Source organism: Salinimicrobium maris (genome assembly GCF_049680855.1).
Lineage (GTDB): Bacteria > Bacteroidota > Bacteroidia > Flavobacteriales > Flavobacteriaceae > Salinimicrobium.
Map to the genome: position 1 here is coordinate 560,631 of NZ_JBMPGS010000002.1, position 14,534 is coordinate 575,164.

Genomic DNA, 14,534 nt, shown 5'->3' on the forward strand with positions numbered 1-14,534 from the left:
GCGCTTTTTTAAGCAGCCTCTTTTTATGTATAAAATTTAGCAAATTTAAGGGTTCCAAAAATCATGGTTTAATTTGCTTTTTTTGGCAGTTGGTATGTAAGTCAATGCCTGGAAAAGGTGAATAAAATTACCTTCTAAAGATTTTTGAGCTGCAGTTTCCTTTTCTTCTTTTTGTAATTTCTCCCCCACCAAATCATGAATCCGCTAACGGGAAGCCCGGCGACAAAAAGGCTTACAAAAAAGGCAATAATCTTTCCTGTTATTCCAAAGAACTGGCCCGTGTGCAAGCCATAATTCATTTCCTGAAGTTTCAGGCCGGTACTTTTGTCACTGTAGAAATGTTCCTGCAGCAATTCTCCCGTTTCAGGATGAAAATAAAAGTTGGACTGGTGGTGAAAACCGAGTGCTTCAGGATATGCCCCTGTAACTATGGGTGCATTCTGGCCCTGGTCCCAAACGAAATACATTCCGCTGTCGGGAAGCATTTCCACGGTTTTTGCAAAAGCAAGATCAAAGGCATTTATGCCATTTTTGGTACTTTTCTCCTCTATTTCCGGGGAAATGAAATCTGAAGGATATTCCTTTCCCAAATTTCCGAAGTAATAAAAGCTTTCATGCATCCATTCATATGAGAAACTAAGCCCAGTGAACGCAATGACCAGCGCGAGCAGCGAAATATAGACACCGGTTACCTGGTGCCAGTCGTAATTAACACGGCGCCACCGGGCTTTCCACTTGATCTGGAACTTATCGGAAACATTTTTACGCTTTTTGGGCCACCACAAGATGATTCCTGTGATGAGCATAAAAACAAAGATAATAGTGGAAATTCCCACAACCTGCTTCCCTATCTTCTCTGGCAGCAAAAGGTGCATGTGCAGGTCTTCAATGATTAAAAAGAAATCCTTTTCCAGGTTTTGAACATGCAATAATTCTCCTGAATACGGATTGAAATAAATGTGATGGGCTACTCCTTCAATACTACTAAACACGTGCGCTGGCCGCTCCTTGTTCTGGTAGACGACCATGCTGGCTTCTGCTTCGGGAAAACCTTGTAAAACTTTACTCCGAAGTACAGAAGGTGCTATAAAAGCTTCATCCTGAGGTACCACTTTTCTCCAGTCGCTCGTGAAATCCCTTATTTCATCATGAAAAACAAAAATGCAGCCGGTGATGGATACAATAAAAACAATGAGACCAGAGGTGAGACCCATCCAGAGATGTATTCTCCCGATCCACTTTTTTATACTATTTTTTTTCTTCCTGTGTTTCATTAAAAAAAGACTGCCCGAAAGTAGTACAAATTTACTATTTCCGGGCAGCCGTTTAACTTAATCCTCCTTAAAACTTGTAGGTAAGACTGGCCATTACATTTCGGGGAGTCTGAGGGTTAATGGTAGACCACCCATTGTAATATTCTTCATCTCCTATATTGTTCAGCTTCACATTAATTGAGTATTTCTGCACGTTATAGAAAACACCTGCGTTAAATACAGTATAAGAAGGCAGGGTAAACACTCCGCCCAATTGCCTGTTAAAAATCATGTTTTCACTTGCGTAATTTCCGCCAAAACCAAAACCAAAACCTTTCAGATTTCCTGAAGTAAATCCATAACTCGCCCAAAGGTTCGCCGTATCAACAGGACCTGCAGATTCAGGCCTTCTTCCGAGGAAATCGGTTTGATCAGACACTGTTAATTCACTTTCGTTATGACTGTACCCGGCGATGATGTTGAATCCTTTAAAAGGGTTGGCTACAAAATTTGCTTCAAATCCTCGGCTATATCGCTCTCCATCCTGAACATAGAAAAAAGGTCTTCCCGTTTCTTCCATTACAATATTAGAAACCTGAATATCGTAGTAACTAAAGGTAGCAGCCAGCCTGTTATTCATAAGGCTTAATTTCGTTCCCACTTCTACCTGTTTCGCTCTTTCGGGATCAAAGATTACAGTAGTAGTTGCTCCTGTAGTTGGATCTCCCTCTTCCTGTGGTGCAACATTGGTAAAACCATCCATATAATTAGCGAAAATGGATATTTTATCATCCAATGGCTGGTAAACAACTCCAAACTTTGGGGAAAGTGCTGTTTGGCTATTGTTGTCATTTTCAAAGTGGTCAACCCGCAAACTGGCCATTACAGACAGGTTGGGAGTGAAATTAAGAACATCAGAAACGTATGCGCTGTAAATATTCTCTTCAGTAGTATTATTATTGCGATTGCTGTTGGCAAGAAGTGCATCTGCACCTGCAGCAGAAAGAATCCCACTGTCATTATCTGTAATATAAGCCGAAGGGTCATATATTCCGAAGACGCTTTCATTTACATTTTGAAGAGTCGCGTCTCCTATGTAGATGTTCCCGTTTGCCACATAGCCTGAGCCGTTGTCAATCACCTGGCGATTAAAATAATCCAATCCTGCCACCATACGGTTTCTCATTCCCAGAAATTCAAAGTCTCCCACGAAATTCTGTTGGATATCTGTCGTAAGAGTAGTCGAGTTTTGATCATTCATATAGCGGGTAAGCACAATTCCCTCATTAAGATTTGAAACACTGCCTTCCACTTCTTCTCTCCCCTGGTAGAAACGTGTTGTTTCATATAGGTAAGAATAATGACCAAGAGATTTGGCAGAACCTCTTGAGATCACAGTTTGAGAAGTCCATTCGTCAGAAAGTTTATACAACATTTGTCCCTGCAGGCTAAAAGTTGGGTTTTCAATAGTCAAATCATTACTGGTGTATGAACGCTCAGGATCATATCCCAGCTCTTCTATATTATTCACACGTAATGGCGCGCCACGGTCTACAAATAGCATTGTAGGATTGGTGCTTTCACTGTCATAAAATTCCGTATTTACGTAAAAAGACAAGCGATCGTTTACTTTATAGCTAAACGAAGGAGCAACAAACAATGACTTCTGGAATCCTGCGTCCTGAAAGCTGTTTTCTGTATGGTAGGCAGTATTTATGCGCATTGTTATATCTCCTTCTTCATCAAGCGGCGTATTAATATCTGCAGTGATTCGATTAAGCCCGAAGCTACCCATTGTATAGGAAATATTTCCTCCAAAGTAAGCATATGGCTTTTTAGTGACTATGTTAATGAGTCCACCGTAAGATATAAGGCTGCTTCCATAAAGAGTACCTGAAGGTCCTTTTATCACCTCTATACGTTCTATGTTAGCAGGATCGGGGCTGGCATTGGTAAGGCCGGGCAATCCATTGACCAGTGTTGGTTGCACCGCAAAACCTCTAAGGGAAAAATATCCTGCACCGTCATTACCACGTCCGGTTGATTCCCATAGTTTACTAATACCTGAAGCGTTTTTAATTGCATCATCAAAATTAGTGACAATTTGCTGCTCCATTAATTCGGCTGTAATGGTATTATACACCTGTGGGTTCTCAATATCTTTTAGAGGTAATTTGGCCACGAAATCACTTTTAGGTCGGGTGAATTCATTGATATCCCAGGTGGCGCTAATGACCACTTCATCCAGTTCCTGCTCATCATCCTGAAGAACAATGGCTGGAAGACTTACCGTCTCGTTTGCCGGTAAAAATACTTCCAGTTCTTTTGCTTCAAATCCCATATAGCTAAAGCGTATTAAACGGTTGCCCGAAATGATTCCCTGAAGCAGGAAGCGGCCATCTAGATTAGAATTTGTTCCCGCTGTGGTACCTACTACTTTAATATTGACATTGGGGATAGGCGTTCCATCCTCTGCTAGAATTTGCCCGCGCAAATTACTGGTGTTTTGTGAAAATCCCAGTTGAACCAGGAATAACAACAGACTTAAAACAAGGTATTTTTGCTTCATTACTATTTCTTTGTTTATTTAGACTTATTATAGATAAGGGCAAAAGTAAGAAGCCTTTCTGAAACTGAAAAGCTTATTTAGAATTAATATGAATAAATAATTTTAAGAAAATTCTAAGATTGAGATTGCCAACATATTAAGCCTGCATTTTTTTCTATTTCTTAACCGAAGCCAACGCTTCATGATCAGAAATACCTAAAACAAAAAAAGCTCCTTGTTTTCACAAGAAGCTTTCTGGGTGGAAGACCGGGTTCGAACCGGCGACCTCCTGAACCACAATCAGAAGAACTATTCTTTATTTATAGTACCTAAAAAGAATTTTATATTTAAATCGTACATTATTCGTATAATATGCGGTTTTCAACCTGTTTTAATCTCTAAAATCACGATTCAATTCGTACGTCAAAAAATAGTAAAAAAAGGCAGCTTTCTGACTTTTATCCATGGGGCGTTTTCCAGATAAATATAAACTCAATGAAGATTTATCAATGGCCATCTGCTTGATCAGATCATTACGTTTTATTCCGAACTCCTTCATTTTATTCTCAATCCATCCCACCGTGATATCCTCCACATCTAATGAGTAGACCACAGGAACTATTTTAGCATCGGGAAAAACCTCACGTGCCCTGGAGATTAATTGCTTTTGATTTAAAATATAGCCGTTGATAAGCCGGGCCTGAGTGATCTTTACGCGATCTTCATCTATAACTTCTATTTCCAGGCCCATGCGCCGGTAATTTACTATAGATAATTCTTGCTCCTTTATTACATTTAAAGTTTCCATAAATACGATTTTAAAAAGCAAGGGCGGGGAGACTTTCTCCCCTATTTAATTTTTATTTCTCTTAAATTAGTCAGATCAAAAATTGCAAGTTGTTTATTTTGCTTTGCAAATTCAATTGCTTTTTCCAATTCTGAATTTTTAAAGATTTTCACACTGTCGAAATAGTAAAAATCATTCTCATTATTTAACCAACCTCCTATTGTTTTGCTGTTTTTTAAGGAGTGATTAATTACAAGCTCTAAGGCTTCTTTGCCGAAGCTGTTTTGCGTTTCGTAGTAAGCAACTACAATTCCAAATTTTACAGCTTTCATGGTTTCAATATTTAAAGTAAAACCGTCAGGATTGTTTTTTGAGTATTCCCAAACTCGGTCAATTAAATTTTCCATTTTTTCAACTTTTGTGTTAATCGTTATGTCAAAGAGCCCTTGCTGTTATTACTGATGTAAATATACAACAAAGTTTGCTTAAAGCAAACTTTTAAATAGTTTATTTTAATGTTTAAAAAAGAAAAACCCTGCCGTAAATGACAGGGTTTCTTGTAGCTTATGGGTGTTTCGGGGTTCCAGGATTGCAAGGCGTATTACGAACCCTTGTTTGATTGCCTTGCCTAACTGCGTACTCACTACGGAATACAAAAATAGGAATTTATCTCTTCCCAAAAACACTCCTCAATCCTTCCCAAAGATCAAAACCTAATCCAACACCGGCATAAGGAGTGGCACCATAAACCGTAAGGCCGTAGCCTATCTGGGCATCTAGTGAAATCAAACCTTTGCTACTTTTAAAGGTATAGGAATCAAGACCTGTAGTTAAAACATAAGGATTAGAATTCACTGCTTCAATCCTGTATTCACTACTGAAAAGGCCGGTTTTCTTTTTTCCAATGGCAAAGGAAAGGGTATTAGGCACCGTCAAATTATTGATAGTAAGCCCGCGGTTTGTTGAGATCCCGGAAAGTGAATAAAACTGAGTTGACTTTTCAAAGTCTCTGGAGAATTCCATAGGCACCGGAACTTCATACGGGACCGGAATAGAATCAATAATAGTCACCGTCGTAACATTTCCGGCTGCATCTACATTCCGGAAATTCTTCACCAATCGCTTAAGCTGGCCCAGGCTATCCATTTTTTCAGAAAGCAATACTTCTAAAGCCTGTTTGCTGCCTTGAATAGCTTCTTTCTGTGCGACCTCTTGCCCTATCTCATTGTCATAATAAGAAATTGTGTCATTCAAAAAAGCCTGAATAGAATTCTTTTCCTTTCGTTGTTCCGCGGTTTTATCGCATTGCCTGAATAAAAGGAAAGCCAAAACTACCACGGCGGCATATAAAAGGATTTTTTGGAGTGGGATTGTTTTCATGGTTTAGGATATCCTTTATATAATTCAAATTTTTTACCGTTAAACAGCTCCCATTTATTAGGATTATAACCATTAGTACCGCACATTTTTGTCCAGTAATAATGATTGCCTGAGTACTTGTTTTTTCGGCACGCAAATATCACTTTATCGTCGTATTCTTCTTTCCATCCGTTCCAAACATTTACTTGTAGATTATAGTAAGACCAATCAAAACCACATCCGAATGGCTCTAAAATTAAATTTAATGTGTAAAAAATGTAATATTTAAGCTTCATTTATATTGGTTTTAAAGTGGTCGAATTCGACCACTTTGGATTAGGTGCCTATCCTTCCCAGGTACTGCCTCACAACATTTGATCACCTCTTCCAATTTCTCTCTTTTAATTTTTAATAGTTTTCTATTTAGACATTTTTAGACGGACTTTTAGACATTTTTATTTGATTATGCTACCCTCATTCATTCGGGCAGCATCTGCCAGCGCCCTATTTTAAACGCTTCATTTATTTGATCGTTATTTGATTACCTGTAAAACCAAATCCCGTTTATAAGCACCACTCCTTTCATTCCGTACCTTCCGCTATAAAACCATTGATTATAAAATCTGAGTACTGTAAGGCCGTGAATTGTGTACCACTTGCCATTGATATATTCCGGTTCCCCAATTTCAGGATAGATCTTATTCACCCCTTCAATATCTCCAGGAGAAAGCCCGGACCTTTGCGTGTAATATAAATCGCCGTTCAGCTTGGTAATAGTTGGCAATCCGTTCTTAGAAAAGGAATAAGCAGAATACATCATAATTGAAGGAAAATCCAATTTATCTGTCAGATTCTGCCCGTTGGGTGTCATAAAGCTATCTGAGAAGTTCTGAAAGTTATACTCATATCCTTCAATTACATTATCATAGTGAACCGTAACATATTCGTCTCTGTCAGATCTTGACTGCTCGTGCCATAATCCAATAGCATGACCTATTTCGTGAATAGCATTTCCAGTGGAACAACCTCTTGCTAGCGTTATTTTTTGACCGCCGCCAATCTTCCCTAAATAAGAAGCGCAACCATTACCTGTGGTGAAATACACATAATCCCTTTCGCTGGTTCGTTCAACAAATTTGATATTAGTGTGTTCCTCCCAGTGTTCAATAGCATCATTCACCCGGTATTTATTAGGCAGGAAAGGATCTATAGCATAATAAACTGTATTATCCTGCCAGAAGCCATTTAACAGTGCTGCAGATTTCGGTTTTTCTCCCGGCTGGTGAACTCTCGCATTTACATTTCCAGGAATTAAAATATCACCTTCCACAATGAAGTGATCATTTGCTTTTTGAGCATTGAACTCCATGCCGCCGAAGTCTGTTTTTATAAGTTCACTTAATACGGCTACCTCAGGATTATCAACCTGTGGGTTTACTTCTTCTTTTTCACATCCTATTAGAAGGATAAATAAAATGGGGAGCAATAACTTTTTCATTTTCTTAGTTGTTTTATAAAAGCCGAAGCATAACGCCCCGGCTTATTGGTTTAAATTCGGGAATCTCTTTCATTCAACTCCTTTTTGAGTTCTTCAAACTTAAGCTCAAGCTTGTCAAACTTCGCGTCAATCTTACTTGCAATAGGGGCAAACAAATCAACGTTGTTTCTGTAAACAAAAACTCCGATAATGAAGCCTACTACTGCAGCGATCAATAATCCAATAATTCCAAATTCCATAATTCACATTTTTAAAGGTTAATTTTCTATTTTATATAAGGCAATTTGCCATATCTGTCTTTCGATGAATAGAGATAATGATATTCAGATGTGATCACATTCCATGAAGGACACTCTTTTATCCTCTCCCAAGGCTCAATAGCTCCGTTTCCGTTTGAATCTTTGGAGTATTCCCGGTGACCATAAAAACCTAGATTTTTTGTAACATCCTTCCCGTTATCTGCTAACCATTTTATTTGTAACTGTGTTACTTTATGAATAGCTCCTTTTTGCTCGGGTGTTCTGGTGTCAACTGCTTTTGAATAATCCTCGGAATCCACACCACCTATTAAGCAGTTATTTATAAGTTTGGAATTATATCCACCCACTCCATTTGTGATATATTCGAGGTTAAGATCTTCTGGATCGAGAGAGTAGCCATTTACTGCAGAATTATCTTTTAAATACCATGTAGTACCGTCAAGCTCAGTAATAGTATGGTAGCCTTTATGTTTCCAACCTGCCCCTCCTAAATGCTTAGCTCTCCTCCAAAAAGCTTCTATAGATTTAATCCCGGAGAAACCTGCCGAACAATGCCATACTATCGCATTAATATTTTCTGCTCTACTCATCATTTATGGTGTTGAGAGTACTTTTCTATTTTCTTATTCCGGTTGTACAGGTAGCAAACCACTATGCCGCCAAGCACTGTTAAAGCTGAAAGCAGAATGATTGTCACTAGCGTGTACGAAATCTGTTCACCGTACACTAATTTGCTTCCCCAGTTTATCCCCAGGCATCCCATGACAAAGAATATCGCAGAAAGGGATAATCTAAGCACGTTGTGGATCTTCCATTGCACGAATGCAAATAGGGCATAGCATATAAATAAGGCTCCTGACATGAAGCACACCCATATTTCAATTTCTGGTATCGATTTCATCGTCTATATAATTTTGATTGTCTGTTTTATCTACTTTTTCACCTTTAAATCCGTTAATAATCATGTTTACGAGCCCACGGGCAATGCTTCCTCCAAACTGAGTTTGCCCCTGCTCTGAATTGAGATATTTGAAAGTAGGGTAGGAAACGGCGGTCGCTATCATTATGATAATCATCTTGGCTCCAAGGTTCACCCAATTTAAAGCCCATCCCCACGCAGCGGCCACACCTAAACTGCTGCATAAGAAATTCAGAAGCCAGTCTTTTGGCCTTACTTCTATCTTTGGATTATCCACCTGGATTAACATTGATGTGATGTAGCTCATAATAAAGACTGATATTAATATTTTGTCTACAAGGGTAACTGTTATCATTCTTGTGCATTTTTAGGGCATCATTTAAGAGGGGCTTATGGTTTTTCCCCGTACTTATACGGAATTAGTTCAGGGGTGTTGTTTTCTGTTTTAACGCTTTCGGTATCTATCAGAAGCATATATTTACCGTGGTTGAAATCATTTCCTGACACTTCAATATTACCGCCGCAATTAATGAAGCTAGCAACGTTTCTTCCTTGATCTGGTTCAATAGATTCAGTGTTGTTTAAAATTTTGATACCGTCTGTTTTCTTAAATCCTATAGGCGAAACAGTGGAAGAGAAAGAACCTGTTCTAATATTATTTTCTATCCTCCAATTGCTTCTCCTAAAAGCTCCTGAAGAATCCCAACAATTAACTAATGCCCCTCTTTGGTATTCGTTGTCATGGAAGTAGATATTACTCACATCACCTCTTCCTAATGCCGCTATAACTGTTCCTACAGAATAAAATTTAGAGTTTTTAACCTCTACATTCCTCACGTATAATTCAGGTTTATGCGGTTCAAAGTCTAAGTCTGACCTTCTTCCTCGATCTATAAATACATTATCTATTAAAAGACCGTCAACGTGCGAAGCGGCTCCGCCTTGCCTACCTGTGTATTTGAACGTGGAGTTTGATATGGTTATATTCCGGCTCGGTAACTTTGAATCTCCTGCTATGTAAAAACCGTCTCCCCAAACATCAGATACGCTTATATTGTTAATTAAAACATCTTCACAACTATAAAGCTCTACGCCATGCTCTTGCTCCCAATATTTTGTGTATCCGGGACTATCTGCAATACTCCCGTTATCTTTACCGCCTTTCCAGAAGATAGGAGTGTATTCAGGAGCAGTCCCTAATAAGCTGCCCTTTATGGAATTGCTGCCCTTAATTGTAATGTTTTCTAAAACAATATTTGAGCAAAACAGAAACTTAAAATGCCGTCTTAAAGAATAGTCCCCTTTAGTAACATTACCACCGTAGGGCGTAGCCGGTGCTTTAGTGTAGAAAACAGTTTCTTTACCGTGTCCTGAGATAATTAAATTATGCCTGTTTTCTATTTTAAAAACAGAGTTAATCCCTCTAGGGTTGTTTTCTAAATCTCCCTCAGTCCAAAATTCGCCTTTAGGGAATATTACGTGGTTGGGTACTACTTTTAATTCGCCTAATGATTTAAAAGTAGAATCAGTAAATTTCTTACCTACAATTGATTTAGCAACCTTATAAGTTTTTTGATGCTTTACAATTTCTACTCCATCAGGAATTTTACTAAGTTGCTCTCTTATGAGTAAGGTTTTATCTTCCGCATTGTCTGGTATTTCAATGTGAAAAATTTTAGGTTTTACAATTACTGGCGGCTCTGGTATAGGTTCGGGTTTAGTTACACCTTTGTTACTTTTCTTCCTCAGAAAATAGATCCCTACTCCTAAAACGATAAGTACCGATAATATGATTATTGTATTCATATTAAGTCTATATTTACAGGCGGTGGCGGTACAAATTCAGATTCTACGCCTAAGCCACAGTTATTGTGTTCTACTTCTGATATAAAACAATATCCATTTATGTCTGGAATAGGCGCATATTTCAATCCTCCTTTCATTGTTTGCTTCTGTAAAGCTTCCGCTTCGTTTTTGTATATCTTGTAAAATCTCATAATTACATTCTTCCTAGTGCAACCTCTAATTGTCTCTGCCCTTCAGCTATTATAACTGCCTGTGCTTTACTTGTAGGGCTAAATAAAACTTGTGAACCTATGTAACCAGAATTCACAGGAGTAAGTAGGTTTCCGTTATATTTAGTGGTTCCATAATGCCATTCTGTTGAAGGTTTTACTATATTAACATTACTCGTGAACTTAGTAACTTGATCTATTAAAAGCTCGTGTACGTCACTTATATTTATACCTGTAATAATTCCCACTCCTGAAGGATTTGAAACTTCGTGAGCTTCATTATAACCCCCTCGCATCCACCTGGCTTTACCTACAGGTTGGTTAGCTGAAGCATATGTAAGTTCAGAACCTGCTAAATAACCTCCTGAACCTTTTGTTAATTGAGCTATCGAAAATCCTACATTACCAGGCCAGTGAGCTGAAGGGGTGAACCCACAGGTAGCGTAAGTGTTAGTCCCATTTCCTTTATTTCCCGAAGCATCAAAAACCCAGCCCCCAGCGAATGTAAGATTGAAAGCAGAAGTATCTTTAGCATTAAAACCTCGCTGGGTAGCATTAGAGCCGACCATAGGCTGAAAAGCTGTGATTATACCCCATACATTTTGAGCTTTGTAATATTTTATTGTTTGGTCTAAGGCTGATAATTCTAAAGCATCTGTTACGCCTGAATCTATTGAGAACTGGGTAGTTTCCTGTTCGTATCCTGCTACTTTTTGGAAATTCCTTACGCTGCTAGATATTACGTTGTTATTTTCATCGTAAATTCTTGCTGTAACACTATGTGTACCTATTGATAACGATGTAAAAACATCATTGACTACTAATCCAGATTCTATCTCTGAACCACTATCGAATTGATATGTTATTTTCCTTGCTGCCATTATTCTAATTCTAATTGTAATTCCTCTACCCCTGTTACTTCTTGACCTTCTGCCGGGAAAACCACGTTTATTTCAGAAGCGTTTATTTCCATTTGAAGGGCGGCTGTAGATTCTACTTCCTGTCCTTCTGCTGGGGATATTATGTTTATATATGAGGGTTCAGTACCACGCTTGTACCGACCTCCCATCGTAGATGCTATAGTTAAGTAATTCATAAAGCTGTTATTACTTCGTTTCCTGAATTATCTACCGATACTTTCCATAGTGTTCCGTCGGGGGATTGTCTTACTTGGTATTCTTGAACTAAATCTCCTGTTAAGAACATGGTGTTGTACCATAAATTAAGCTCAAAAGTTCCGCTAACTTTAACTTTTGGTAGATACCCTTTTGGAATAACTAATCCCGCGCCAGAAGCCGCACCTATTTCTAAGAATTCTTTACCTGTATTCTCAGGAGAAGCATTAATTCCTTTTATTGGTTTAGTTATGTTTTCGTTCTCTAAACCGTCAGGTATATATAGCGTTGCTTGATTGTAAAAAATAAGCGTTTTCCCTTGATCTTCAGGAACAAATGTGTAGGGATTGTTTATGTCTACCTGTGGTCTGCTTTCATAATTCCCTTCATCTATATCACCTTCCAAAGTCCCCCACACAGCTAAATCATTGACCGAAGTTTTAGGCTGTAAGGTGACAAGGCTATTTATCCCTGTAGTTCTAAGCAAACTACCTGCTGGAACACCGAAGTTTACAGTACCTGTTCCTGCTGTTGGGATAAGAATATTATCCCCCGTACTCATTGCAACGATTGACTTATTGTTGTCGGGTAGTGTATTGGCATTGTAGATTAACTGTATTTCTTCGCCGCCGTTAGCTGTGAATTTGAGTAACTTATCTACATCACTTGCAAGTATGGTGTATTGAGTAGTGTTTGGTATTAGTTTTTCAACACGCTCTGAAATGTCTCCACTAACCGGCTGCAAATCCCCAAACAAGCTATAATTATTCACGGTGTGCATTCTCATTCCAAACCTAGAGCGGTCTCCTTTAGTTTTAGGTAAGTAGCCCTCTGTAGGAGTTACATTTATACTTCCTGAGTTAGAAGATATATTTACAATAGTATTTCCTATAGTTAACCCCTGAACCTCTCCTGAAGCATCGGTATTTCCGCTTATTATAGCATTTACATTGCCGCCATTGGTAAAAACAAGGAATTTTCTTTTAAAGTCTTCTGCTACGAAAGAGTATGAAGAGGAGGAAACGATTTTAACTTCTCTGTTTGCAGGAATATCTTCAGGCAGCGTAACAATGCCATTAACTTTAGATAAAGCTGTACCATCTGATTTATTTATTTGTTTTACTACTTCTGAATCGTTGGCTTTAGAAGATAATGCGCTCCCTTCCGCTACTGTTCCAGATGTAGTTCCGAAGTTCTTATTAAAAGCAGTGTTTTTACTAAAGGTGGGTTCCTTTCCATTTAAAGCAGACTGCAAACCTGCAATATTTGAAATAGATAAGTTTTCTAAATCGCTTTTATTCTGCTTTATGTAATTTACTATTTCCTGAAGCTCGTCTAAAGTAGTATCATCTGAATTTAAAAGCGTATTTATATCATCAATAAATCCTTTTAAAACTCGCCCTTGATTAGCTGTAAGTCCTGCTGTTGTGCTTGTAGATGTTAGGTTATCTAGTAATTGAGAAACTTTTGCGTTCCAAGTATTCTTTTCAGTAGGCGAAACCCATTTACGCGTATCACTTTCGGATATTTGGTCTGCTGAGTGAGTATGTCCTAACAATGAATACCTGCCGTCTAAAGAAACGCTTATAGGCGTACCTTCTCGTGTTGTTGCTTGTAGAACCCCGTCATTATTTAGATTAAACTCTAAAGAGTTAACAACGTCATCTATAGTTGTGCCTGTGCCGTCGTTATTATCGTTAAAAGAAGCTGTTAGTGTTGATCCGTCTTGCCTGGTGAAAGTTATTGTTTTATTGACGTCACCAGTAACAGAAATAGAAACCGCTTTAGAATCAAATGCATCATTCCAGTTAGTAATATCATTTTCAGTTATATCTTTTACGTGCTGCGGAACCTGATCAGGGTTTATCTCCCTTATAAAAAACAGTCCTATATCCCCACTGGAAGCTTCATTCATGTACATATAGTCTGTACCAAATTCAGGCTCATAAATCTGAATATCCCCGTCTAAATCATCGCCTTGGGAATATGGAAGTAAAGTACCTTCCTGAATATCTTTAAAAGCAGCATAAGAACGGGTAACAGTCTGCCCGTTGTCATCAAAAAGTCTTATAGATACAATTTGATTTAATACGTTGTGATCTTTACGGGTAGCGAAAGCATAGGTATTATCTGTTTTTTTTATCAGATAGACGTTATAGTCATTGATTCCAATAAGCTCTCTTAAATCCGAGTAATCAGTCGCTACTCCTGTAACATAATAAACGTAATCTAGCGAAAGGTCATTTATAAGAATGCTACTTAAAGTGCTTCGGTTTGCAGGGGTGTATTGTAGTGCAAGTGCGATTTGCTCGGCTGTTATATTTCGCTCGAAAGGCTGGAAATTAGCCCCGTCCCAATAATAGAAAACCAAATCTCCAAGGTCTAAATAAAGTATTCCTATTTCTCCCTGCGTGAGATCGTCAAAGGTGTCAACGAATTGAACTCCTGAATCAGAACTTGACCCCACAATTACATAATCTGAAATAGTTTCTTTCCACCTGTACAAAACATTTTTCTCCTGCTTCCCTTCCACCGTAGCTATTTCAGATAAATACAGCCTGTTTTCTGATCCTGTATTTGGGAAGTCATTCACAGTAGGGTAAATTCCAAAAGAACTGGTATCAAACCTTACATTTTCCTTTTTAACCTTAATAAGTTTGCCTTGCTGAATTGACCCGATAAGTATGTAATCCCCGTCCAGAATGTTCATTCCTTCCGGTAATTGGTCAAAAGTTGGGGAGTTAGCGATAATCCGCTGAAGATCATTTCCTGCCATGTTT

Annotated in this window: 14 protein-coding genes; all 14 read right to left on the reverse strand. The window is 38.4% G+C overall.

The window, feature by feature from the left end; translation table 11 throughout:
* Positions 1–134 precede the first annotated feature (134 nt).
* Entirely contained in the window at positions 135–1,274 is a 1,140-nt protein-coding gene (locus tag ACOV1Q_RS07975; RefSeq protein ID WP_424493870.1) for a PepSY-associated TM helix domain-containing protein, read from the reverse strand.
* A gap of 67 nt (positions 1,275–1,341) precedes the next feature.
* Entirely contained in the window at positions 1,342–3,822 is a 2,481-nt protein-coding gene (locus tag ACOV1Q_RS07980; RefSeq protein WP_424493871.1) for a TonB-dependent siderophore receptor, read from the reverse strand.
* 370 nt (positions 3,823–4,192) lie between these two features.
* Positions 4,193–4,609, reverse strand: coding sequence for a hypothetical protein (locus ACOV1Q_RS07985; protein ID WP_424493872.1), 417 nt, complete (start codon positions 4,607–4,609; stop codon positions 4,193–4,195).
* A 41-nt stretch (positions 4,610–4,650) separates the two neighbouring features.
* Positions 4,651–4,995, reverse strand: a complete 345-nt coding sequence (locus ACOV1Q_RS07990) for a hypothetical protein (protein ID WP_424493873.1) — start codon at positions 4,993–4,995, stop codon at positions 4,651–4,653.
* Between the two features lie 259 nt (positions 4,996–5,254).
* Positions 5,255–5,968 carry a hypothetical protein gene (locus ACOV1Q_RS07995; RefSeq protein ID WP_424493874.1) on the reverse strand — a complete coding sequence of 238 codons (714 nt, stop codon included), beginning with the start codon at positions 5,966–5,968 and terminating at the stop codon, positions 5,255–5,257.
* Positions 5,965–6,243, reverse strand: a complete 279-nt coding sequence (locus tag ACOV1Q_RS08000) for a hypothetical protein (RefSeq protein ID WP_424493875.1) — start codon at positions 6,241–6,243, stop codon at positions 5,965–5,967. Before ACOV1Q_RS08000 ends, ACOV1Q_RS07995 begins: the two co-directional genes overlap by 4 nt.
* Before the next feature lie 245 nt (positions 6,244–6,488).
* Positions 6,489–7,445: a M12 family metallopeptidase gene (locus ACOV1Q_RS08005; protein WP_424493876.1), complete on the reverse strand. Its 957-nt coding sequence runs from the start codon at positions 7,443–7,445 to the stop codon at positions 6,489–6,491.
* Positions 7,446–7,495: 50 nt separating this feature from the next.
* The gene (locus tag ACOV1Q_RS08010) at positions 7,496–7,684 is read right to left on the reverse strand and encodes a Z-ring associated ZapG family protein (RefSeq protein WP_424493877.1); all 189 of its coding nucleotides are present in this window, start codon (positions 7,682–7,684) and stop codon (positions 7,496–7,498) included.
* A gap of 26 nt (positions 7,685–7,710) precedes the next feature.
* Positions 7,711–8,295 carry a peptidoglycan recognition protein family protein gene (locus tag ACOV1Q_RS08015; protein WP_424493878.1) on the reverse strand — a complete coding sequence of 195 codons (585 nt, stop codon included), beginning with the start codon at positions 8,293–8,295 and terminating at the stop codon, positions 7,711–7,713.
* A 288-nt stretch (positions 8,296–8,583) separates the two neighbouring features.
* Positions 8,584–8,979, reverse strand: coding sequence for a hypothetical protein (locus ACOV1Q_RS08020; RefSeq protein WP_424493879.1), 396 nt, complete (start codon positions 8,977–8,979; stop codon positions 8,584–8,586).
* 35 nt (positions 8,980–9,014) lie between these two features.
* The gene (locus ACOV1Q_RS08025; protein ID WP_424493880.1) at positions 9,015–10,430 is read right to left on the reverse strand and encodes a right-handed parallel beta-helix repeat-containing protein; all 1,416 of its coding nucleotides are present in this window, start codon (positions 10,428–10,430) and stop codon (positions 9,015–9,017) included.
* Positions 10,431–10,623: 193 nt separating this feature from the next.
* Positions 10,624–11,520, reverse strand: coding sequence for a hypothetical protein (locus tag ACOV1Q_RS08030; protein ID WP_424493881.1), 897 nt, complete (start codon positions 11,518–11,520; stop codon positions 10,624–10,626).
* Positions 11,520–11,735, reverse strand: a complete 216-nt coding sequence (locus ACOV1Q_RS08035) for a hypothetical protein (protein ID WP_424493882.1) — start codon at positions 11,733–11,735, stop codon at positions 11,520–11,522. The genes ACOV1Q_RS08030 and ACOV1Q_RS08035 overlap by 1 nt, the downstream gene beginning before the upstream one ends.
* Entirely contained in the window at positions 11,732–14,530 is a 2,799-nt protein-coding gene (locus ACOV1Q_RS08040; protein ID WP_424493883.1) for a hypothetical protein, read from the reverse strand. The genes ACOV1Q_RS08035 and ACOV1Q_RS08040 overlap by 4 nt, the downstream gene beginning before the upstream one ends.
* Positions 14,531–14,534: the final 4 nt, after the last annotated feature.

What these genes read in the sequence shown, in the direction of transcription:
- ACOV1Q_RS07995 (WP_424493874.1), bottom strand. Translation starts at nt 5,968, where the DNA reads ATGAAAACAATCCCACTCCAAAAAATCCTTTTATATGCCGCCGTGGTA.
- ACOV1Q_RS07975 (WP_424493870.1), bottom strand. Translation starts at nt 1,274, where the DNA reads ATGAAACACAGGAAGAAAAAAAATAGTATAAAAAAGTGGATCGGGAGA.
- ACOV1Q_RS08035 (WP_424493882.1), bottom strand. Translation starts at nt 11,735, where the DNA reads ATGAATTACTTAACTATAGCATCTACGATGGGAGGTCGGTACAAGCGT.
- ACOV1Q_RS08030 (WP_424493881.1), bottom strand. Translation starts at nt 11,520, where the DNA reads ATGGCAGCAAGGAAAATAACATATCAATTCGATAGTGGTTCAGAGATA.
- ACOV1Q_RS07985 (WP_424493872.1), bottom strand. Translation starts at nt 4,609, where the DNA reads ATGGAAACTTTAAATGTAATAAAGGAGCAAGAATTATCTATAGTAAAT.
- ACOV1Q_RS08020 (WP_424493879.1), bottom strand. Translation starts at nt 8,979, where the DNA reads ATGATAACAGTTACCCTTGTAGACAAAATATTAATATCAGTCTTTATT.
- ACOV1Q_RS07990 (WP_424493873.1), bottom strand. Translation starts at nt 4,995, where the DNA reads ATGGAAAATTTAATTGACCGAGTTTGGGAATACTCAAAAAACAATCCT.
- ACOV1Q_RS08025 (WP_424493880.1), bottom strand. Translation starts at nt 10,430, where the DNA reads ATGAATACAATAATCATATTATCGGTACTTATCGTTTTAGGAGTAGGG.
- ACOV1Q_RS08005 (WP_424493876.1), bottom strand. Translation starts at nt 7,445, where the DNA reads ATGAAAAAGTTATTGCTCCCCATTTTATTTATCCTTCTAATAGGATGT.
- ACOV1Q_RS08010 (WP_424493877.1), bottom strand. Translation starts at nt 7,684, where the DNA reads ATGGAATTTGGAATTATTGGATTATTGATCGCTGCAGTAGTAGGCTTC.
- ACOV1Q_RS08000 (WP_424493875.1), bottom strand. Translation starts at nt 6,243, where the DNA reads ATGAAGCTTAAATATTACATTTTTTACACATTAAATTTAATTTTAGAG.
- ACOV1Q_RS08015 (WP_424493878.1), bottom strand. Translation starts at nt 8,295, where the DNA reads ATGAGTAGAGCAGAAAATATTAATGCGATAGTATGGCATTGTTCGGCA.
- ACOV1Q_RS08040 (WP_424493883.1), bottom strand. Translation starts at nt 14,530, where the DNA reads ATGGCAGGAAATGATCTTCAGCGGATTATCGCTAACTCCCCAACTTTT.
- ACOV1Q_RS07980 (WP_424493871.1), bottom strand. Translation starts at nt 3,822, where the DNA reads ATGAAGCAAAAATACCTTGTTTTAAGTCTGTTGTTATTCCTGGTTCAA.